Origin of the sequence: Ancylobacter vacuolatus (assembly GCF_030813595.1) — a bacterium.
In the GTDB taxonomy this organism is placed as follows: domain Bacteria; phylum Pseudomonadota; class Alphaproteobacteria; order Rhizobiales; family Xanthobacteraceae; genus Ancylobacter; species Ancylobacter vacuolatus.
On the sequence record NZ_JAUSUH010000011.1, the window covers coordinates 13344 to 31321 of the forward strand.

17 protein-coding genes are annotated in these 17978 nt (G+C 67.8%); 10 read left to right on the plus strand and 7 right to left on the minus strand.

What is annotated here, in order from left to right:
• The first annotated feature begins 85 nt into the window (after positions 1-85).
• The 3 genes from repC to J2S76_RS19280 all read left to right on the plus strand — a co-directional run bounded on the left by repC (position 86) and on the right by J2S76_RS19280 (position 2867).
• Positions 86-517 carry a replication initiation protein RepC gene (repC, locus tag J2S76_RS19270; protein ID WP_307063106.1) on the plus strand — a complete coding sequence of 144 codons (432 nt, stop codon included), beginning with the start codon at positions 86-88 and terminating at the stop codon, positions 515-517.
• Between the two features lie 160 nt (positions 518-677).
• The gene (locus tag J2S76_RS19275; protein WP_307063107.1) at positions 678-1034 is read left to right on the plus strand and encodes a hypothetical protein; all 357 of its coding nucleotides are present in this window, start codon (positions 678-680) and stop codon (positions 1032-1034) included.
• Between the two features lie 165 nt (positions 1035-1199).
• Positions 1200-2867: an alpha-amylase family protein gene (locus tag J2S76_RS19280; protein WP_307063110.1), complete on the plus strand. Its 1668-nt coding sequence runs from the start codon at positions 1200-1202 to the stop codon at positions 2865-2867.
• Positions 2868-2913: 46 nt separating this feature from the next.
• On the opposite strand, the gene J2S76_RS19285 is transcribed toward J2S76_RS19280, so the two are convergent.
• Both J2S76_RS19285 and J2S76_RS19290 read right to left on the minus strand, forming a co-directional pair.
• The gene (locus tag J2S76_RS19285; protein ID WP_307063112.1) at positions 2914-4518 is read right to left on the minus strand and encodes an alpha-amylase family glycosyl hydrolase; all 1605 of its coding nucleotides are present in this window, start codon (positions 4516-4518) and stop codon (positions 2914-2916) included.
• Positions 4519-4539: 21 nt separating this feature from the next.
• On the minus strand, positions 4540-5535 hold the full coding sequence (locus J2S76_RS19290; RefSeq protein ID WP_307063114.1) for a TIGR03885 family FMN-dependent LLM class oxidoreductase: 996 nt from the start codon (positions 5533-5535) through the stop codon (positions 4540-4542).
• Between the two features lie 226 nt (positions 5536-5761).
• Between J2S76_RS19290 and J2S76_RS19295 the strand changes: the two genes are divergently transcribed.
• The 5 genes from J2S76_RS19295 to J2S76_RS19315 all read left to right on the plus strand — a co-directional run bounded on the left by J2S76_RS19295 (position 5762) and on the right by J2S76_RS19315 (position 9933).
• The gene (locus J2S76_RS19295; RefSeq protein WP_307063115.1) at positions 5762-5983 is read left to right on the plus strand and encodes a cysteine rich repeat-containing protein; all 222 of its coding nucleotides are present in this window, start codon (positions 5762-5764) and stop codon (positions 5981-5983) included.
• 98 nt (positions 5984-6081) lie between these two features.
• Positions 6082-7005: a glycine betaine ABC transporter substrate-binding protein OsmF gene (gene osmF, locus J2S76_RS19300; protein WP_307063117.1), complete on the plus strand. Its 924-nt coding sequence runs from the start codon at positions 6082-6084 to the stop codon at positions 7003-7005.
• A complete protein-coding gene (locus J2S76_RS19305) occupies positions 7002-8204 on the plus strand; it encodes an ABC transporter permease (RefSeq protein ID WP_307063119.1) in 1203 nt (400 codons plus the stop codon). The genes osmF and J2S76_RS19305 overlap by 4 nt, the downstream gene beginning before the upstream one ends.
• Positions 8201-9133 carry an ABC transporter ATP-binding protein gene (locus J2S76_RS19310; protein WP_307063122.1) on the plus strand — a complete coding sequence of 311 codons (933 nt, stop codon included), beginning with the start codon at positions 8201-8203 and terminating at the stop codon, positions 9131-9133. Before J2S76_RS19305 ends, J2S76_RS19310 begins: the two co-directional genes overlap by 4 nt.
• 38 nt (positions 9134-9171) lie before the next feature.
• Positions 9172-9933 carry an ABC transporter permease gene (locus J2S76_RS19315; protein ID WP_307063124.1) on the plus strand — a complete coding sequence of 254 codons (762 nt, stop codon included), beginning with the start codon at positions 9172-9174 and terminating at the stop codon, positions 9931-9933.
• 36 nt (positions 9934-9969) lie between these two features.
• On the opposite strand, the gene J2S76_RS19320 is transcribed toward J2S76_RS19315, so the two are convergent.
• On the minus strand, positions 9970-10260 hold the full coding sequence (locus J2S76_RS19320; protein WP_307063126.1) for a hypothetical protein: 291 nt from the start codon (positions 10258-10260) through the stop codon (positions 9970-9972).
• Between the two features lie 311 nt (positions 10261-10571).
• Between J2S76_RS19320 and J2S76_RS19325 the strand changes: the two genes are divergently transcribed.
• Positions 10572-12047, plus strand: a complete 1476-nt coding sequence (locus J2S76_RS19325) for a methyl-accepting chemotaxis protein (RefSeq protein ID WP_307063128.1) — start codon at positions 10572-10574, stop codon at positions 12045-12047.
• Between the two features lie 38 nt (positions 12048-12085).
• Here the strand turns inward: J2S76_RS19325 and J2S76_RS19330 are convergent, their stop codons facing one another.
• The 4 genes from J2S76_RS19330 to J2S76_RS19345 form a co-directional block, all read right to left on the minus strand.
• Positions 12086-12916 carry an ABC transporter permease gene (locus tag J2S76_RS19330; RefSeq protein ID WP_307063130.1) on the minus strand — a complete coding sequence of 277 codons (831 nt, stop codon included), beginning with the start codon at positions 12914-12916 and terminating at the stop codon, positions 12086-12088.
• A gap of 159 nt (positions 12917-13075) precedes the next feature.
• Positions 13076-13927 (minus strand): ABC transporter permease, encoded by an 852-nt coding sequence (locus tag J2S76_RS19335; RefSeq protein WP_307063132.1) that lies wholly within the window; start codon positions 13925-13927, stop codon positions 13076-13078.
• Positions 13928-14087: 160 nt separating this feature from the next.
• Positions 14088-15422: an ABC transporter substrate-binding protein gene (locus J2S76_RS19340; protein WP_307063134.1), complete on the minus strand. Its 1335-nt coding sequence runs from the start codon at positions 15420-15422 to the stop codon at positions 14088-14090.
• A 46-nt stretch (positions 15423-15468) separates the two neighbouring features.
• Complete coding sequence (locus J2S76_RS19345; RefSeq protein ID WP_307063136.1) at positions 15469-16575, minus strand: ABC transporter ATP-binding protein; 1107 nt, start codon at positions 16573-16575, stop codon at positions 15469-15471.
• A 341-nt stretch (positions 16576-16916) separates the two neighbouring features.
• Between J2S76_RS19345 and J2S76_RS19350 the strand changes: the two genes are divergently transcribed.
• Entirely contained in the window at positions 16917-17879 is a 963-nt protein-coding gene (locus J2S76_RS19350) for a Bug family tripartite tricarboxylate transporter substrate binding protein (RefSeq protein ID WP_307063138.1), read from the plus strand.
• Positions 17880-17978 lie beyond the last annotated feature (99 nt).

Consider the following 17978-nt stretch of genomic DNA (forward strand, 5'->3'; position numbering starts at 1 on the left):
TCGATAGAAATTGAAGCCGCCGAACGGCCGGCTGGAACGACGGGCGACGGCGCGCCGCCCGAGTGCCCGGACACTCCTTCGCCACGTGAACTGTCTCTCGGCATTGTCCTCGCTGCCTGCCCGGCGGTACGGGAGCTGGCACCTGGGGGGGCAGATCCGGCACTTGCGGGAGTTCATCGCCACAACGCAGCTGGTCGGCCGGATGCTGGGAATTTGCCCAAGCGCCTGGAACGACGCTCGCAGGGTTCTGGGCGAGCAGTACGCGGCCATCACGCTCGCGGCCATCTATGAGCGTAGTGACAAGATCAGCAATGCCAACGGCTATCTGCGGAGCCTGACCCCGGCGACAGCCCCTACGCGCGCCGGCGGCGCGGAGGGCGTCGGGACGCGGGGCGTCCCGACAGTCAGATCGACGGCCTGCGGCGCGTCGAACACGGGGCGGGACTCCTGCACTTCGGGGGGTTCGAAAGGGGGCTCTGGTCCCCTTCGCCTACGCCGCAACCCGGGTTGCGGCTAGTAGGTTATGCAGATGTCGCACCTGGGCCCCGCGGCCCTCGCCAATCCACGCGCCATCTCCACCCGGATCAGGAGCAAGCACCGCGTCGCCACGAACAACCAGCGTAACCACGATCTGCGGCTCGACCGCCCAGCCCGGCTATGTGGACGGCGACCGAACGGTGCGCAACCGGGTGCTGCTTGCCAATCTCACCGGAGGTGAGCTGCGGCTGATCTGCGATCAGCGCCGCGAAGCGTCGGGTCAGGTCCGGCAGCGGAGGGTCAGCGACAGTGCCGCCGTGTCGGTCGCCGGCATCATCACCTTCGGCACGCAGGCGCAGGGCTGGGTCGAGGCGCTGCCGGCGGAGCGCCAGGATGGCCTGTTCCGCGACGTCGCCGATGCCATCGCCGAGCGCCTCGGCACCACGCTGTACCCGCAACAACTCGACGCCCCCCTGCCCCGGCGGCCGCTTCGTCGTCATCACCGAGAACTTCACCGGGAGTTCGGAGACGGTGAACGGCCGCGAGGCCTCCAATGAGGCCGACCTGCAGATGCTGAAGATTGGCCTCAACTACCGCTTCTGACGCGCTGCGCCGGCCTTCGCACGTTAAACATGACCGCCAAGGTCGGCGCGCGGCGGTGAGAGGAACATGCGCGCCGCGTGAGGCGTTGCGCCCCCGGGTATCTCAACGGGAGCGCGCGCGTGATCACCGACCTCTGGTACAAGAACGCCATCGTCTATTGCCTCTCCGTCGAAGGCTTCATGGATTCGAACGGCGACGGGACAGGCGATTTCCGCGGCCTGATGCGGCGGCTGGACTATCTCCACGGCCTCGGCGTCACCGCCATCTGGCTGATGCCGTTCCAGGTCTCGCCGGGGAAGGACGACGGCTACGACGTCGCAGACTATTACGGCGTGGATCCCCGCTACGGCACGCTGGGCGATTTCGTTGAGTTCACCCACGCCGCCAAGCAGCGCGGCATGCGGGTGCTGATCGACCTCGTCGTGAACCACACCTCAAACCAGCATCCCTGGTTCAAATCCGCCCGCTCCGACCCGAACTCGCCCTACCGCGACTGGTATGTCTGGTCGAAGACCAAGCCGAAGAACGCCAATGAGGGCATGGTGTTTCCCGGCGTGCAGAAGACCACCTGGACTTATGACAAGGCGGCTAAGGAATATTATTTCCACCGCTTCTACGATTTCCAGCCCGACCTCAACACCGCCAATCCGGACGTGCAGGCGGAAATTCTCCGCATCATGGGGTTCTGGCTGGAACTCGGCGTCTCCGGCTTCCGCATGGACGCTGTGCCCTTCGTGATCGCCGAGAAGGGGGCGGACATCGATGGCCAGCCGATCGAGCATTTCAACATGCTGCGCACCTTCCGCGAATTCCTGCAGTGGCGGCGGGGCGACGCCATCATCCTGGCGGAGGCCAACATTCTTCCCGAAGACGACAAGAAGTATTTCGGCGAAGACGGCGACCGCATGCACATGATGTTCAACTTCCAGGTCAACCAGTCGCTGTTCTACGCGCTGGCCAGCGCCGACATGAAGCCGCTGGTGAAGGCACTGAACGCCACGAGGCCGGACTATGCGACGGCGCAATGGGGCCTGTTCCTGCGCAACCATGATGAGCTCGACCTCGGCCGGCTGACGCCGGCGCAGCGTGATGAGGTGTTCCAGGCGTTCGGGCCTGACAAATCGATGCAACTCTATGATCGCGGCATCCGCCGCCGGCTCGCCCCGATGCTGAAGGGCGATCGCCGCATGATGGAGCTGGCCTACAGCCTCATGCTGTCGCTGCCCGGCACGCCGGTACTGCGCTATGGCGACGAGATCGGCATGGGCGACGATCTCAGCCTGCCGGAACGCTATTGTGCCCGCACGCCGATGCAGTGGTCGAACGAGCCGCAGGGCGGCTTCAGCGCGGCGGAGAAGACCCATCTGCCCGTCATCTCCGAGGGCGCCTATGGCTTCGAGCAGGTGAACGTCGCCGACCAGCGCCGCGATCCGCAATCCTTCCTCAACTGGATGGAACGGATGATCCGCACCCGGCAGGAGACGCAGGAGATCGGCTGGGGCGCCTTTAAGGTCGTCGATGTCGGCCACGACGCGGTGCTGTGCCTGCGCTATGAATGGCGCAACAACGTCGCGGTGTTCCTGCACAATTTCCACCCCGAGGGGGTGAGCGTGCAGTTCAAGCTCACGCCGCCGGAGGGCGAGCCGAACCGCCTCGTCAACCTTCTATCGGATACCCACAGCGAGGCGGATGGCAAGGGCCGGCACGCCATCACGCTGGAACCCTATGGCTACCGGTGGTTCCGCATGGGCGGGCTCGACTATGCCTTCCGCCGCACGGAGCTTTAGAAGGCGCTCCCGGTCAGCCTGCACCGCAAGCTGACCGGCGCCCGCTCTAGCCCCGTGCGTCCAGCGAGACGATGACGCCTTCATTGGGCCGCAGGGAAAGGTGGCCCTCCACCCTCTCCTGGCGCGGACGGTCACTCTCGGTGGAGAGCAGCACCCGCCCATAGGTGCCGGGCGGCAGCGGAATGTCGTCCTGCGCGGTGCCTGCGAGATTGAGCGCCACCAGCACGCATTCCTCAGCGCTCTCGCGCAGGAAGACCAGCACATCGCCCAATGCGGTGATCTTGCGATAGGTCCCGGCGTGCAGCACCGGATGGTCACGGCGCAGGGCGATCAGCTCCCGATAGAGCCCGAGCAGCGACGCGGGCTGTTCCAGCTGGACAGCGACGTTGCGCGTGGTGAAGTCCGCCGCCAGCGGCAGCCAGGGCCGACCATTAGTGAAGCCGGCATTGGGCGAGGCGTCCCACTGCATCGGCGTGCGCTCGGGATCGCGACCGAGGCCAAGCCCCGGCTCGTTCTTCTCCCAGGGATCATGGGCGTCCTCGGTGGCGATCGGCACATTCTCCATGCCGATCTCGTCGCCGTAATACATGGTCGGCGTGCCGCGCAGGGTGAGCAGCAGCATCGCCGCGACCCGGGCGCGGCGGGCACCGATGCGCGAGGCGATACGCGGCTGGTCGTGATTGCCCAGCACCCAGTTCGGCCAGCCGCCTTCCGGCACGGCGGCGTCATAGTCGGCGATCAGCTCGGCGAGGCGGGGCGCGCTCCAGCTGGCGTGGATCAACTGGAAATTGAACGGCAGGTGGGCGCCTTCGAGATTCTCGCCGTAATAGGTGACCAGCCGGTCGATCGGCAGGTAGATCTCGCCGATCAGCACCCGGTCCTCATATTCGTCGATCACCCCGCGCAGCTCGGCGATGATCGCATGCACGTCTGGCTGGTCGGTCGAGCGGGTTTGCAGGAAGCGACGTATGTCGGGATCGCCGGGCCCGTATTCCGGGTTGGGCGGGTTGTCGCGGAAATCAGCGTCCTTCATCAGGTGCCAGATCACATCGACGCGGAAACCATCGACCCCGCGCGCCATCCAGAAGCGCAGCACGTCGTGCATCGCGGCGCGTACCTGCGGGTTGCGCCAGTTCAGGTCCGGCTGCTGGTTGAGGAAGGCGTGGTAATAATATTGCCCGCTCGCCGGGTCATAGGTCCAGGCCGGCCCGCCGAAATTGCTCATCCAGTTGTTCGGCGGCCCGCCATCGGGCGCGGGATCGCGCCAGATATACCAGTCGCGCCGGGGATTTTCGCGCGAGGCGCGGCTCTCGGCAAACCAGGAGTGCTGGTCCGACGTATGGTTCGGCACGAAGTCGAGCACGATTTTGAGGCGGCGGGCATGCGCCTCCTCGATCAGGCGATCAAAGGCCTCGAGGTCGCCGAACATCGGATCGATGCCGCAATAATCGGCCACGTCATAGCCGAAATCCGCCATGGGCGAGGGGAAGATCGGCGAGATCCAGACCGCGTCGATGCCAAGCGCGACCAGATAGTCGAGCCGGGCGCGGATGCCATCGAGATCGCCGATACCATCGTCATTCGTGTCCTGAAACGAACGGGGATAGACCTGATAGAAGATCCCGCGCTGCCACCACTGTGTCTGCGCCATCCGCGCCTCCTGAAGGTTTGGTCAGGCCCCGCCCCGCAGCTGGGGAAGCACGAGGGCACCGAACGTTTCGATGAACGCCCGCTGGTTTAGCCCGACATTGTGAAGGTAGATGTCGCGGAAGCCGAGTTCGACAAATTCGGCCAGCCGCGCGGCATGCCAGCCGGTATCGCTGGAGATCAGGATGCTGTCCTCGAGGTCCTCCGCCCGCACGTGGCGGGTGGCGGCGTCGAACTGCTCGGGCAGCTTCAGCTCCGCCGCGACCGAGGAGGAGAGCGTGTTGAAGCGCCATTGGTCCAGCGCGTTGGCGCTGGCCTGTTCCAGCGTGTCGGCATAGGAGAGATGGACCTGCAGGGACAACGGCTTGCCCTCGCCGCCGCCGTCGCGGAAGGCCTCAATGATCGCCCGCAGCCGGTCCAGTGGCTGGTTGATGGTGATGAGACCATCTGCCCATCCGCCCGCGCGACGCGCCGTCTCCGGCGTCAGCGCGGCGGCGATGAAGAGCGGGGGCACCTTCGGCCGCGTATAAAGCCGCGCTTCCTCGACATCGATCAGCCCGCCCCGCCGGCTCACCGTCTCGCCGGCGAACAGCGCCCGCATGATGTCGACCGCCTCCATCAGGCGCGCATCGCGCTCCGCCTTGGCCGGCCAGCGCGCGCCGGTCACGCGCTCATTCAGCGCCTCGCCGGAACCCAGCGCCATCCAGAACCGCTCGGGGAACATCTCCGCCAGCGTGGCGGCCGCCTGGGCGGTGATGACCGGGTGGTAGCGCCGGCCGATCGGGGTGGTGACGACGCCGAAGGGCAGCGCAGTCGTCGCCAGGGCGGCGCCGAGCCAGCTCCAGGCGAAGCCGGAATGCGGCTGGCGCGCGCTCCAGGGGGCAAAATGGTCCGAGCACATGGCCGCGTCGAAGCCTGCCTGTTCCGCCGCCTGCACGCAGCCGAGCAGCGCGCTCGGGGCGAACTGTTCGTGCGAGGCGTGATAGCCGATGCGAAGGCGGGCGGCAGGCTCGGCGCGCATGTGTGATGATCCGGCGAGGCTGGAGGATCGGGCGGGCTCGTCCCGCACGGGGGGCGGGAGGAGAACGCCCCAGGTGGCCAAGTGTTTCCTCGTGCTGTTTGCTCGGCCTGACGCACGCAGGACGCGAAGCCGAACCGCCCAAACTTCGCCATCCACCCCGGCGCGCGGAACGACTATGGTGGCAGCTGAGAAACGAAGAAGATCCACTCAGGGAAGGAAGCCCCACATGCGCGCTATCATCATGGGACTGTCGATGTTCGTGGCCCTTGCGGCCGGCAGCGCCGCGCAGGCGCAGCAGAACGACCTCGCCAAATACTGCAAGGCGGACGTGGCACGGCTGTGCCCCAACGTGCCCCCCGGTGGCGGCAAGATCATCCAGTGCCTCAAGGCGCACGGCAAGGAAATGTCGGTCGGTTGCGCCCAGGCGCTGCAGAAGATGAAGGGCTGAGGCCTTTTCAGCTTGCCCGCGGTGCGGATGGTGGAACAATCGGGCCCGCGCCGGCTTTTGTCGGCAGCATCTCGACACCATCCACACCGGGGGACTCCATGGTCGCATCCATCAGCCGTCGCCGCCTGCTGGCAACCGCCGCCATCGCGAGCCTTGTGCCGGCGGCGCTTGCGCATGCCGCCGCCCCCGTGGTCGTCAGTTCCAAGATCGACACCGAGGGCGCGGTGCTCGGCAACATCATCGCGCTGGTGCTGGAACATGCCGGCATCCCGCTGACGCGGCGTCTGCAGCTCGGCCCGACCAAGATCGTCCGCACGGCGCTGCTGGCGGGAGAGATCGACATCTACCCCGAATATACCGGCAATGCCGGCTTCTTCTTCGCCATGGCGGACGATCCGGTTTGGAAGAATGCCAAGGCCGCCTATGAGAAGGCCCGCGACCTCGACGCCGCCAATAGCCTCGTCTGGCTCGCCCCGGCACCGGCCGACAACACCTGGGGCATCGCGGTGCGCGGCGATGTGGCGGCGCGCGAGAAGCTGGCGACGCTGGAGGACTTCGCCCGCTGGACCAAGGACGGCAAGGTGAAGCTCGCCGCCTCGGCCGAATTCGTGGAGAGCGCGGCGGCGCTGCCGGCCTTCCAGAGCGCCTATGGCTTCACGCTTTCCGGCGGGCAGTTGCTGGTGCTGTCGGGCGGCGACACCGCCGCCACCATCAAGGCGGCGGCGGAAGGCACCTCCGGCGTCAATGCCGCCATGGTCTATGGCACCGACGGCGCCATTGCCGCGCTCAACCTCAAGGTGATGGCGGACACCAAGCAGGTGCAGCCGGTCTATCAGCCGGCGCCGGTGATCCGCAAAGTGGTGCTCGACGCCTATCCGCAGATCGCCACCCTGCTCGCTCCGGCCTTTGCCGGCCTCACCTTGCCGGTGCTGCAGCAGCTGAACGCGCAGGTGCAGCTCGAAGGGCTCGATGCCCGGGCGGTCGCCGAGGGCTATCTGAAGGCGCAGGGGCTGCTCGGGTGAGAATCCCGGCCGGCCGGGAGCCGGCCCCTGCCCTGCGCGCCGGCACGGACATCGATGTCCTGCCCCTGCTCATCTCAGCCCTCGCCCTTGCGGCCCTGCTGCTGGGCGGCTTCGTCGTGGTGGCGCCCAACCGCCTGCTGTCGGGCTCTCCCCTCAGCCTCTGGCAAGCGGCGGGGCCCGGCGGGGCCGCGAGCCTGCTGGCGATCCTTGGCGTGATCGCGCTGCTTGCGGCGCGCCCGGCGCTGCGCTTGCAGCGGGTGCTGATCAGCCTCGCCGCCGGCGCCCTCATGCTGCTGTCGCTGGCGCTGGCGGGGATGGCCGCGAGCGAGCAGGCGGTCGCCGCCGGCCGGCTGACGCGGGTGTCGCTGGGCGCCGGCTTCTGGACCCTTTTCGTGGCCGGGCTGCTCCTGCTGGCCGATGGCGCCGAGCGGGAGCCCCGCCGGGCCGGCAAGGCGTTGCCCCTCCTCGCCACGCTGCTTGGCCTTGCCGCGCTCATCGCCAGCGGCCGCCTGGCGCACTTGTCGCTGGCGCGGGAATATGCCGTGCGCCAACAGGCCTATCTGGACGAACTGCTGCGCCATCTCCAGCTCACCGGCGCGGGCCTCGCTCTGGCGCTGGTCGCGGGAGGGGCGATCGGGCTGCTGGCCTATCGCCGGCCGCAGCGGGCCGGGCCGGTCTTCGCGGTGCTCAACATCGTCCAGACCATCCCGTCCCTGGCGCTGTTCGCGCTTTTGATCGGGCCGCTGACGGTGCTGACCGGGCTGTTCCCGGCGCTCCGGCAGCTGGGAATCGCCGGGATCGGGCCATTTCCCGCGATCCTGGCGCTGGGGCTCTACGGGCTGCTGCCGGTCGCGCGCGGCGTGCATGCCGGCCTCTCCGCGGTTCCTCCCGCCGTGGTGGAGGCGGCTCGCGGGATGGGGATGACGGGGGGGCAGATCGTCCGCCATACGCTGATTCCTCTCGCTTTGCCGACCCTGCTGCAGACGCTGCGACTGACGCTGGTACAGCTCATCGGCCTCGCGGTTCTGGCGGCGCTGATCGGCGCCGGGGGGCTCGGCACCTTCATCTTCCAGGGGCTCGGACAGACGGCCGCCGACCTCGTCCTGCTCGGCGCGCTCTCGGCCATCGCCCTCGCCCTGATCGCCGATACCGCCTTGCGCGGGCTCGCCCTTTTCCTCCTGCGGAGGCCGGCTCCGTGATCCGGTTCGAGGGGATCTGCAAAAGCTTCGGCGGCGCGAGAGCCGTCAACGACGTGACGCTCGACGTGGCGCGGGGAAGCCTGTGCGCGCTGGTGGGCACCTCCGGTTCCGGCAAGTCCACTTTGCTCCGTCTGGCCAATCGTTTGCTGGAGGCCGATGAGGGCAGCATCCGGTTCGATGGGGCCGATGTGACCAACATCCCCCCGGTCGAGCTGCGCCGGCGCATGGGCTATGTCATCCAGTCGGTCGGCCTGTTCCCGCACTGGACGGTGGAGCGCAACATCGCCACCGTGCCGCGCCTGCTCGGCTGGCCGTCGGCACGGATCGACCAGCGGGTTGCCGAGCTGCTCGACCTTGTCGGCCTGCCGCCCGGCCTGCATGCCCGACGCTACCCGGACGAACTGTCCGGCGGCCAGCAGCAGCGGGTCGGGGTGGCGCGGGCGCTCGCCGGCGAGCCCGAGCTGCTGCTGATGGACGAGCCGTTCGGCGCGGTCGATCCGCCGACGCGGCGCGGGCTGCAGGACAGCCTGATGGCCATCCAGAAGCGCACCGGCACCACCATCCTGCTCGTCACCCATGATGTGGAGGAGGCGATCCGGCTCGGCGGCACCCTTGCCGTTCTCGACCAGGGCCGGCTTCTGCAGACCGGCACCCCGGCGCAGGTGCTGGCGCAGCCGGCGACCGACGCGGTGGCGCGGTTCTTCGGCGGGCCGCTGCTGGGGCTCAACCGGCTGAAGGCGCTGCGGGTCGGCGACCGGGCGCATGCCGGCGCCCCCTCCCCGGGCGAGGGCGAACCCATCGACGCGGAAGCCACGCTGGAGGCGGCGCTGGCGCGCATGGTGGCGGAGGGCCGTTCGCGGCTGCCGGTGCGCCGCCTCGCCAATGGCGCGCCCGGTGTTCTGGACCTCGCCGATCTGGTCCGGCCATGAGACGGCGGCCATGAGACGGTGGTCATGAGACGGTGGTCATGCGCATGAGGGCTGTAATGCGGATGGCGGGGCGCCTCGCCCGACGGCCGGTGGTGTGGGTCGGGGCGATCTTCCTCGCCCTCACCTTCGGCATGGGCGGGCTGGCGCCGCATCTCGGCTTTCTGTTCCGCGCCGGCACCCGCCTCGTCTATACGCGGGCCAGCTTTCCCGAGCTGGTCGCGTCGCACGCGCTGCTGACGGGAGCGGCAAGCCTGATCGCCATCGCCATCGGCCTCGCCGCCGCGCTCTTCGCCACCCGCCCGGCCGGGCGCGCCTATGCGGCGACGCTGGACCGGCTCGGCGCGCTCGCCCAGACCTTTCCCCCGGTGGCCGTGCTGGCGCTGGCCGTGCCGAGCCTTGGCTATGGCGCGCTGCCGACCGGCTTCGCGCTGGTGCTCTACGGCGTGCTGCCTGTCATGGGGGCCGGCATGGCGGGGCTGCGCAGCGTGCCGGCCGCCGTGCTGGAGGCGGCGGATGGCACCGGCTTTTCCCCCGGGACGCGGCTCTGGCGGATCGAATTGCCGCTGGCGGCGCCGATCCTGCTCGCCGGCGTCCGCACCTCGGTGACGATCGGCATCGGCACCGCGACCATTGGCTCGACGGTCGGCGCGCTGACGCTGGGCTCGCCGATCATCGACGGCCTGTCCGGCGACAACCCGGCCTTCGTGCTGCAGGGCACGGTGCTGGTGGCGCTGTTCGCCGTCACTGTCGACCTTGCCATCGGCGAGGCCCAGCGGGCGCTGCCGCAGCGCCCGAACTAGGCCCGCGCCTCCGGGCGGAAACGCGCCGAAATTGCTTTAGTTGCCGTGGCCCGAGCGCTCCTGGCAGCGATAGCCGGCGAGGCACTGGCTCTGGTCCTGCGAGGGAATCCAGCTCGGCGCGCCGCCATCCGAGGCCATGCACAGGCTGGGATTGGAGACGACGCGGCTGAGGTCGCCGCCGCCGGTGTCGAACACCACCTGGCCGCGCTCCTGCACCAGCGCCGCCACCGCCGCGCAGCTCATCGAGGTGGAGCGTGGGGTTTCCTGCGCCGAGGCCGGGGCGGCGGCAAGGAAGAGCGCGGCAGACAGGAGGAGAATGCTTCGCATGTTAGGCTCCCGCAAAACGATGTGTTGACGCCCGGAGCGGGCGCAAAGGCGGACCCTTCCGGTCAGGTCCGTCGCGCCATCCTAGCAAAACCGCAGCGCGGCAACAGGAGCGGCGTTGACAGCCCGGCACGATACGCCCCCGCCGGCGCCGCGGATCAGTGCGCGGGGCCGATCGCCGGATGCGCGGGGCCTCGCGAGCCTCGCCCGGCCCCACGCCCTCACCCGCGCCGACGCCGACGCAATCCCGGAGCAAGCCTTCACATCTACCAAGTGGCTGCTGCCGCACGGTGACGGCGGACGGAGCCCGTTGAATGCACCTCTTATCGCGCAATCACGCCCAGCTTACCCTGAACGCGCTTGATCGCTCCCTCGCGGTGATCGAGTTCACGCCGGACGGCCGGGTCATTACAGCGAACGCCAATTTTCTCGGCCTGATGGGCTACGAACTGGCTGACATTGCGGGCCAGCCGCACGCCCTGTTCCTGACCGCGGAGGAGCGCGCCAGCGACGCCTATCGCAGCTTCTGGGAGGATCTGCGCGCCGGCACGTTCAAGTCGGCCGAATTCCAGCGCGTCGCCAAGGACGGCCGGATCGTGTTCATCCAGGCGACCTACAACCCGATCATGGTCGGCGGCAAGGTCATCAAGGTCGTCAAGCTCGCCGCCGATGTCACCCGGCAGAAGACCGTGCAGGCGGAGTGCGAGAGCATTATCCGCGCCGCCAGCACCTCGCAGGCGATCATCCAGTTCACGCCGGATGGCCATGTGCTGGAGGCGAACCAGAACTTCCTCGACGCGCTCGGCTACACGCTCGACGAGATCCGCGGCCGGCACCATTCGCTCTTCGTCGACGCGAAGGAGCGCGAGACGCCGGCCTATCGCACCTTCTGGGCCGAGCTCGGGCGCGGCACGTTCCAGGCTGGCGAGTTCCGCCGCATCGCCAAGAACGGGCAGGACGTCTGGATCCAGGGGTCCTACAACCCCGTCTACGATGCGGCCGGCCAGCTGACCAAAGTGGTGAAGTTCGCCACCGACACCACGGCGCAGGTGATGCGGCGCCAGCGGCGGGAGGCGACGCAGACCTCGATGAGCACCGATATCGAGCGCATCGCGCAGGAAATCTCCGATGCCAGCCACCAGGCGGCCACCGCTTCGGCGGCCACCGAACAGACCGCCGCCGGCATCAATGCGGTCGCCTCCGGCGCCGAGGAGCTTTCCGCCTCCGTGGCCGAGATCAGCCGCCAGCTGGGCCTTGCGCTGGATATTTCCCGCGACGCGGTTTCCGAGAGCGAGCGCACCAACGAGGTCGTCTCCGCCCTCGCCGAGGCGGCGCAGCGGATCGGCCAGGTTATCGACCTGATCAAGCAGATCGCCTCCCAGACCAATCTTCTGGCGCTGAACGCCACCATCGAGGCGGCGCGGGCGGGAGAGGCCGGGCGCGGCTTCTCGGTCGTGGCGACAGAGGTGAAGAGCCTGGCCGGCCAGACGGCCCACGCCACCGACGAAATCGCCACGCAGATTGCCGCTGTGCAGCAGCGCACGCAGCAAGCCGTGACCGCCCTCGCCGCCATCGGCAACCGGATCCGCGGCATCAACGAGATCTCGACCAGCATCGCCGCCGCCGTCGACGAACAGTCGGCGGTGGCACAGGACATGTCGCACAGCATGCAGGACGCCGCGCACGGCGTTGCCTCCATCACAAGGAGCATGGCGGCCATCGCCGCCTCGACCCGCCATGTGGAACACGCGACGCAGGAACTGCGCACCGTCTCGCGCGAGATCGCCTGAGGCGCGGCCTCGCCCCGCCAGTCGCCGGGCGCGGTGCCTTACCCCGCGAGGCGCCGCGCGCGGCGCTTGCGCAGCACCGCGATGGTCGCCAGGGCGATGAGGATCACCGCCATGGAGAACAGCGTCGTCACCGTGCCTAGCGCATAAAGCACCGGCGTCGTGACATTGGTGGTCATGCCGTAGATTTCCAGCGGCAGCGTGTTGAAGCTGCCAGAGGTCATCAGCGTGCGGGCGAACTCGTCATAGGACAGCGTGAAGCCGAACAGGCCGACGCCGATGAGACTCGGCAGAATGATCGGCAGCACCACATGGGCGAAGGTCTGCCACGGGCTGGCGCCGAGGTCGCGCGCGGCTTCCTCATAGGCCGGGTTGAAGCGGTTGAACACCGCGAACATGATGAGCAGGCCGAAGGGCAGCGTCCAGGTGAGATGCGCGCCGAAGCCGGAGGAATACCAGGCCGGCTCCAGCCCGAACACGTTGAAGGCGAGGCCGATGCCGAGCGAGATCAGGATCGAGGGCACGATCAGGCTGGCGATGGTGAGATAGAACAGCGGCCCGCTGCCGAGAAAGCGCCGGCGGAAGGCGAGGCCGGCCAGCAGCGAGACCACCACCGTGGTCAGCATGGTCATCAGGCCGAGAATGAGCGAGCGCGAAAAGGCGCCGCCGAAATCGCCCACCGCCTGCTGCTCGAACAGCAGGTTCTCGAACCAGCGCAGCGACACCCCGTTCATCGGGAAGGTGAGCCCGCCATTCGGCCCCTGGAAGGACAGGATGAAGATGGTGGAGAGCGGCCCGTACAGGAACAGCACGAACAGGATGAAGAAGGCGGTGAGCACGTAGAAGCCGGGCCCGCGCTTTTCTGAGTTCATCGGCAGATCCTCCGCGAGGGCCTGCGTGCTTCGAGGCTCGCTGTCGCTCGCACCTCAGCATGACGGGCCGTTGCCCTCCCCGGGTCAACGTCATCCTGAGGTGCCCGGGCATCGCCCGGGCCTCGAAGGATGGTCATCGCGCGCGCCATTCCCGCCATCTCACAGCTCCTTGCGGATGTTGACGATGCGCAGAATGGCGGCGACCAGCAGCAGGACGAGCACCAACAGGATCACCGCATTCGCCGCCGCCGCCGGGTATTGCAGCAGCGCGATCTGGTTCGCCATCATCAGCCCCACCGAGGCCGACTGCCCGCCCGACATGAAGCGCACGGTGATGAAGTCGCCCATGACAAGCGTCACCACAAAGATCGAGCCGATGGCGATGCCGGGCTTGGCCAGCGGAATGATCACATTGGTGAGGATCTGGAACGCGCTGGCGCCGGCGTCCCGCGCCGCCTCGATCAGCGCCCGGTCGATCCGCATCAGGGTGTTGAAGATCGGGGTGACCATGAACAGCGTGTAGAGATGCACCATGGCCAGCACGACCGCGAAATCCGAGAACAGCAGGAATTCCAGCGGCTGGTCGATCACGCCCATGGTCATCAGGCTCTGGTTCAGCAGCCCGTTGCGGCCGAGGAACGGGATCCACGAGATCATGCGGATGATGTTCGAGGTGAGGAACGGAATGGTGCAGACCAGGAACAGCACCATCTGCATGGTGGCCGAGCGGATGTGGAAGGCGAGGTAGTACGCCACCCAGAACCCGACCAGCAGCGTCACCGCCCAGACGATGACGGTGTATTTCAGCGTGTTGAGATAGGTCCGCCAGGTCACCGGCGAGGTGATCGTCTCCTCGTAATTGGTGAAGACGAAATCCGGGAAGATCTGGATCGAGTCATAGTCCCAGAAGCTCACCATCACGATGGTGGCGATCGGCAGCACGAGAAACGCCGCCAGGATCAGCGTGAGTGGCGCCGCCTGCAGATAGGGTGCGATCCGGGACAGGGTCATGCGGAGCTTCCGGTGAGCGAACGTCCGGGACGAAAGCCCTCTCCCCGTCGGGGAGAGGGTTGGGTGAGGGGAGCATGCGGCGGCCCGGAGAGGCCCCTCACCCCAGCCCTCTCCCCGACGGGGAGAGGGAGCCGGAGCCGCTCCCTTCGCTGCCGGCGCCTCACGCGGCGATGAACTCGTTCCAGCGGCGGACCATGTAGCGGTCCTCGTCCATGACAGAGTTCCAGCAGGCCACCGCGCCCATGCGCTCCTTGAACGAGCCGCCATCGCGCACCGCGCCGGCGGTGTACATCACCTTGCCCTCGGGCGAGAGAATGTCGGTCTTGGCCGGCTGGCCGAGCATCCAGAACGCCCATTCGTCCGGCGTCATGTTTTTCTCGGCGGTGGAAAGCACGGCGGAATAATAGCCCTGCCGGTTGAGATAGGCGCCGACCCAGCCGGAGAGATACCAGTTGATGTATTCATAGGCCGCATCGAGCTGCGCGCCCTTCAGATGCTTGGCGATGCCGAGGCCGCCGCCCCAGGCGCGATAGCCCTCTTCCAGCGGCTGGTAGACGCAGGGAATGCCCTTGGAGCGCACCGCCGCCACCGCCGGCGACCACATGGACTGGATCACCACCTCGCCCGAGGCCATGAGGTTCACGCTCTCGTCGAAGGTCTTCCAGAAGGCGCGGAACTGGCCGGCCTGCTTGGTCTTGATGAGGAAATCGATGGTGATGTCGATCTCCGCCTTGGTCATATTGCCCTTGTCGGCATATTTCACGATGCCGGCGCTCTCGCAGATCATCGCTGCGTCCATGATGCCGATGGACGGGATGTTGAGGATCGAGGTCTTGCCCTTGAAGGCGGGGTCGAGAATGTCCTTCCAGTTCTTGATCGGCCGGCCGACAAGGTCGGGGCGGATGCCCAGCGTGTCGGCGTTGTAGATGGTGGGGATCAGCGTCATCCACTGGGTCGGGGCGGGCGCGAACTTCTTGGAGTCCGGGCCGTCGACGAAGCTGACCGTGTTTGGCGCGGTGCCCTGCGCGATCTGCGATTCCGGGGTCAGCTTGCCGGTGGTGAAGATCGGCACGATCTGGTCGTAATACTTGATCTTCTTGACATCCATCGGCTGCAGCGTGCCGGCGGCGAACACCTTCTTGCAGATCCAGTATTCGATGTCGGCGATGTCGAAGGAGTTGGCCTGCGTCACCACGCGCTGGGACACCGCGTCGGAATCCAGCGCGGTCATCTGCAGGGTGATGCCGAGATCCGCCTTGCACTTCTCGGCGATGGCGTTGAGGTTCGACACGCCGGTGCCAAACTGGCGCAGCGTGATCGGGTTCTGCGCCCACACGGTCGGGAAGCCGGTGACGGCCTGCCCGCCGACGGCAAGGCCGCCCAGCGCCGCCGCCCCCTTGAGCAGGCCGCGGCGGCTCACCCCGGCGCCGGATTCCGCAGGCTTGCCGGATTTGGCGGATTTGGCGCCGGTGCGATCCGTGGTCTTCTGGCTCATGAACTGTCTCCCGAGCTATCGGCGGTGGCGTGAAGCGGTTGAGGATTCAGGCGGCAGGCGAGGCTTTGAGGATGTGGACGTCCTGCGGCGTCCAGGCGAGCGGCACGGCGTCGCCGACGTTGAGCGGCGCGGCGAAGAAGGCGGTTTCTGGCACCTGCACGGCGAATTCCGCCACGCCGGGGGCGGCGAGCGCCACCTGCACCTTCTGGCCGTGATATTCGATGTTCTGCACGAGGCCGGTGAGGCCGCACCCCAGCATCGCCCCGGCGCCCAGCGTCACCCGGTCGGTGCGCACGGCGATCTCCAGCGGCGCGCCCGGCTCAAGGCCCGCCGCCAGCTCCGGCCCGGCCGGCGCCCGGAAGGAGGCCCCACCCGGCACCTCGAAGGTCACGTCCTCGGCACCGATCGCGGTCACGCGCCCGGCGATCACATTATGGTCCCCCATGAAGCGGGCGACAAAAGCGGTGGCGGGGCGGTTGAACACCTCGCGCGGCGTGCCCGCCTGCTCGATCCGCCCGCCATTCATCACCACCACGAGGTCGGAGAGCGCCATCGCCTCCTCCTGGCTGTGGGTGACGTGGATGAAGGAAATGCCGAGCTGCAGCTGCAATTTCTTCAGCTCCTGCCGCACCTTGATCTTGAGGAAGGGGTCGAGGGCGGAGAGCGGCTCGTCCAGCAGCAGCACCTGCGGATCGGTGATCAGCGCCCGCGCCAGCGCCACGCGCTGCTGCTGGCCGCCGGAAAGCTGGGCCGGGCGGCGTTCGGCCAGATGGTCCATCTGCACCAGCTTGAGCATCTCCATGGCTTTCGCCCGGCGCGATGCCTTGTCCACTCCCTTCATCTTCAGCGAGAAGGCGACATTGTCGACCGTGTCGAGATGGGGGAACAGCGCATAGCTCTGGAACATCATCGCCGTGCCGCGCTTAGCCGGCGGCAGGTCCGTCACCACGGTCGGGCCGAGGCGGATATCGCCTTCCGTGATGCTCTCATGGCCGGCCATCATCCGCAGCGTCGTGGTCTTGCCGCAGCCGGACGGGCCGAGCAGGCAGCAATAGGTGCCGGCCGGAATCTTCAGCGAGACGCGGTCGACCGCCAGCGCCGCGCCGTAGCGCTTGGTGACGTCGATGAGTTCAATGTCGGCGCCCTTGCTCATGTCGTCGGCATGGCTCCCCTGCTGCTGCGAACAGGCGGTGGCTCTCGCAAGCGATATGCCAGTCGGGGCAACCCTGCCGCGAATCCCGGCCCGTCTCGCTCGCCGGAAGCCGGCGCCGTCCCTGTACGGAGCAGAGTACCCCACGCGCCGCGCCATTGCCTAGCGAAGAGGCAGAACGCCGGCCAAATGCCCAAATGCCCGCCCAGATCGCGCCCGCGTGGCACGCCGGACTGCGACGCATGACGAATTGAGCGTGACGCGGCGATGACGCACTCTAGATAGATCGAGAGCCCGCAGAGGCACGCCCGCGCATGGCGCGCGGACCACAGGGAGACCGCCGGATGATACGCACGCTCATCGCCGCCGCCATGGCCTCAGTCTTCGCCGCCGGCACCGCATTGGCGCAGGATTTTCCCACCCGCCCGGTAACGCTGGTCATTCCCTTCGCCGCCGGCGGCTCCACCGACCTCGTCGGCCGGCTTATCGCCGAGCGGATGAGCGCCGAGCTTGGTCAGTCTGTCGTGGTCGAGAACAAGGGCGGCGCCGGTGGCAATCTCGGCGCGGCGCAGGTCGCCAAGGCGACGCCGGACGGCTACACCATCCTCATGGGCACGGTCGCCACCCACGCGCTGAATCCCACTCTCTACAAGAAGATGCCCTATGACCCCGTGACCAGCTTCGCGCCGGTGTCGCTGCTGGTCATCGTGCCGAACGTTCTGGTGGTGAATCCGGACTTCCCGGCCAAGACCACCGAGGAGCTGATCGCGCTGCTCAAGAAGGACCCGGACAAATATTCCTACGCCTCGTCAGGCAATGGCACGCCGCTGCATCTCTCGGGCGAATTGTTCAAGAGCATGGCTGATGTCGACATGCAGCACATTCCCTATCAGGGCGCCGGCCCGGCGCTGGTCGACGTGCTGTCGGGGCAGGTGCCGATCATGTTCGACAATCTCCCCTCCTCCACCAGCCATATCAAGTCCGGCAAGCTCCGGGCGCTGGGCGTGACCACGGCCACGCGCGCGCCCTCCTTCCCCGACCTGCCGGCCATCGCCGAGGCGGTGCCGGGCTATGAGACCTACACCTGGAACGCCGTCTTCGCCCCCGCCGGCACGCCGCCTGACGTGATCGCCAAGCTGAACGCCGCCGCCAACAAGGCGCTGGCCGACCCGAAGGTGCAGGCGCGCCTCGCCGATTTCAGCGCCGTCTCGGTCGGCTCGACGCCGGAAGAGCTGGGCGAGCATGTGAAGAAGGAAATCGCCAAATGGGCGCCGATCGTGAAGGCGTCCGGCGCGCAGCTGGATTGAGGCAGAGGCCGCTCGTCCCTCGCCCTCCCTCTCCCCATTGGGGAGAGGTGGCCAGCGAAGCGGGTCGGTGAGGGGTCATGGCACTTTTGCACGCCCCTC

Bases quoted from the DNA above. Each gene is read 5' to 3' on its own strand.
- J2S76_RS19285 (WP_307063112.1), bottom strand. From the start codon at position 4,518: ATGGCGCAGACACAGTGGTGGCAGCGCGGGATCTTCTATCAGGTCTAT.
- J2S76_RS19290 (WP_307063114.1), bottom strand. From the start codon at position 5,535: ATGCGCGCCGAGCCTGCCGCCCGCCTTCGCATCGGCTATCACGCCTCG.
- J2S76_RS19295 (WP_307063115.1), top strand. From the start codon at position 5,762: ATGCGCGCTATCATCATGGGACTGTCGATGTTCGTGGCCCTTGCGGCC.
- osmF (WP_307063117.1), top strand. From the start codon at position 6,082: ATGGTCGCATCCATCAGCCGTCGCCGCCTGCTGGCAACCGCCGCCATC.
- J2S76_RS19315 (WP_307063124.1), top strand. From the start codon at position 9,172: ATGCGCATGAGGGCTGTAATGCGGATGGCGGGGCGCCTCGCCCGACGG.
- J2S76_RS19320 (WP_307063126.1), bottom strand. From the start codon at position 10,260: ATGCGAAGCATTCTCCTCCTGTCTGCCGCGCTCTTCCTTGCCGCCGCC.
- J2S76_RS19325 (WP_307063128.1), top strand. From the start codon at position 10,572: ATGCACCTCTTATCGCGCAATCACGCCCAGCTTACCCTGAACGCGCTT.
- J2S76_RS19330 (WP_307063130.1), bottom strand. From the start codon at position 12,916: ATGAACTCAGAAAAGCGCGGGCCCGGCTTCTACGTGCTCACCGCCTTC.
- J2S76_RS19335 (WP_307063132.1), bottom strand. From the start codon at position 13,927: ATGACCCTGTCCCGGATCGCACCCTATCTGCAGGCGGCGCCACTCACG.
- J2S76_RS19340 (WP_307063134.1), bottom strand. From the start codon at position 15,422: ATGAGCCAGAAGACCACGGATCGCACCGGCGCCAAATCCGCCAAATCC.
- J2S76_RS19345 (WP_307063136.1), bottom strand. From the start codon at position 16,575: ATGAGCAAGGGCGCCGACATTGAACTCATCGACGTCACCAAGCGCTAC.
- J2S76_RS19350 (WP_307063138.1), top strand. From the start codon at position 16,917: ATGATACGCACGCTCATCGCCGCCGCCATGGCCTCAGTCTTCGCCGCC.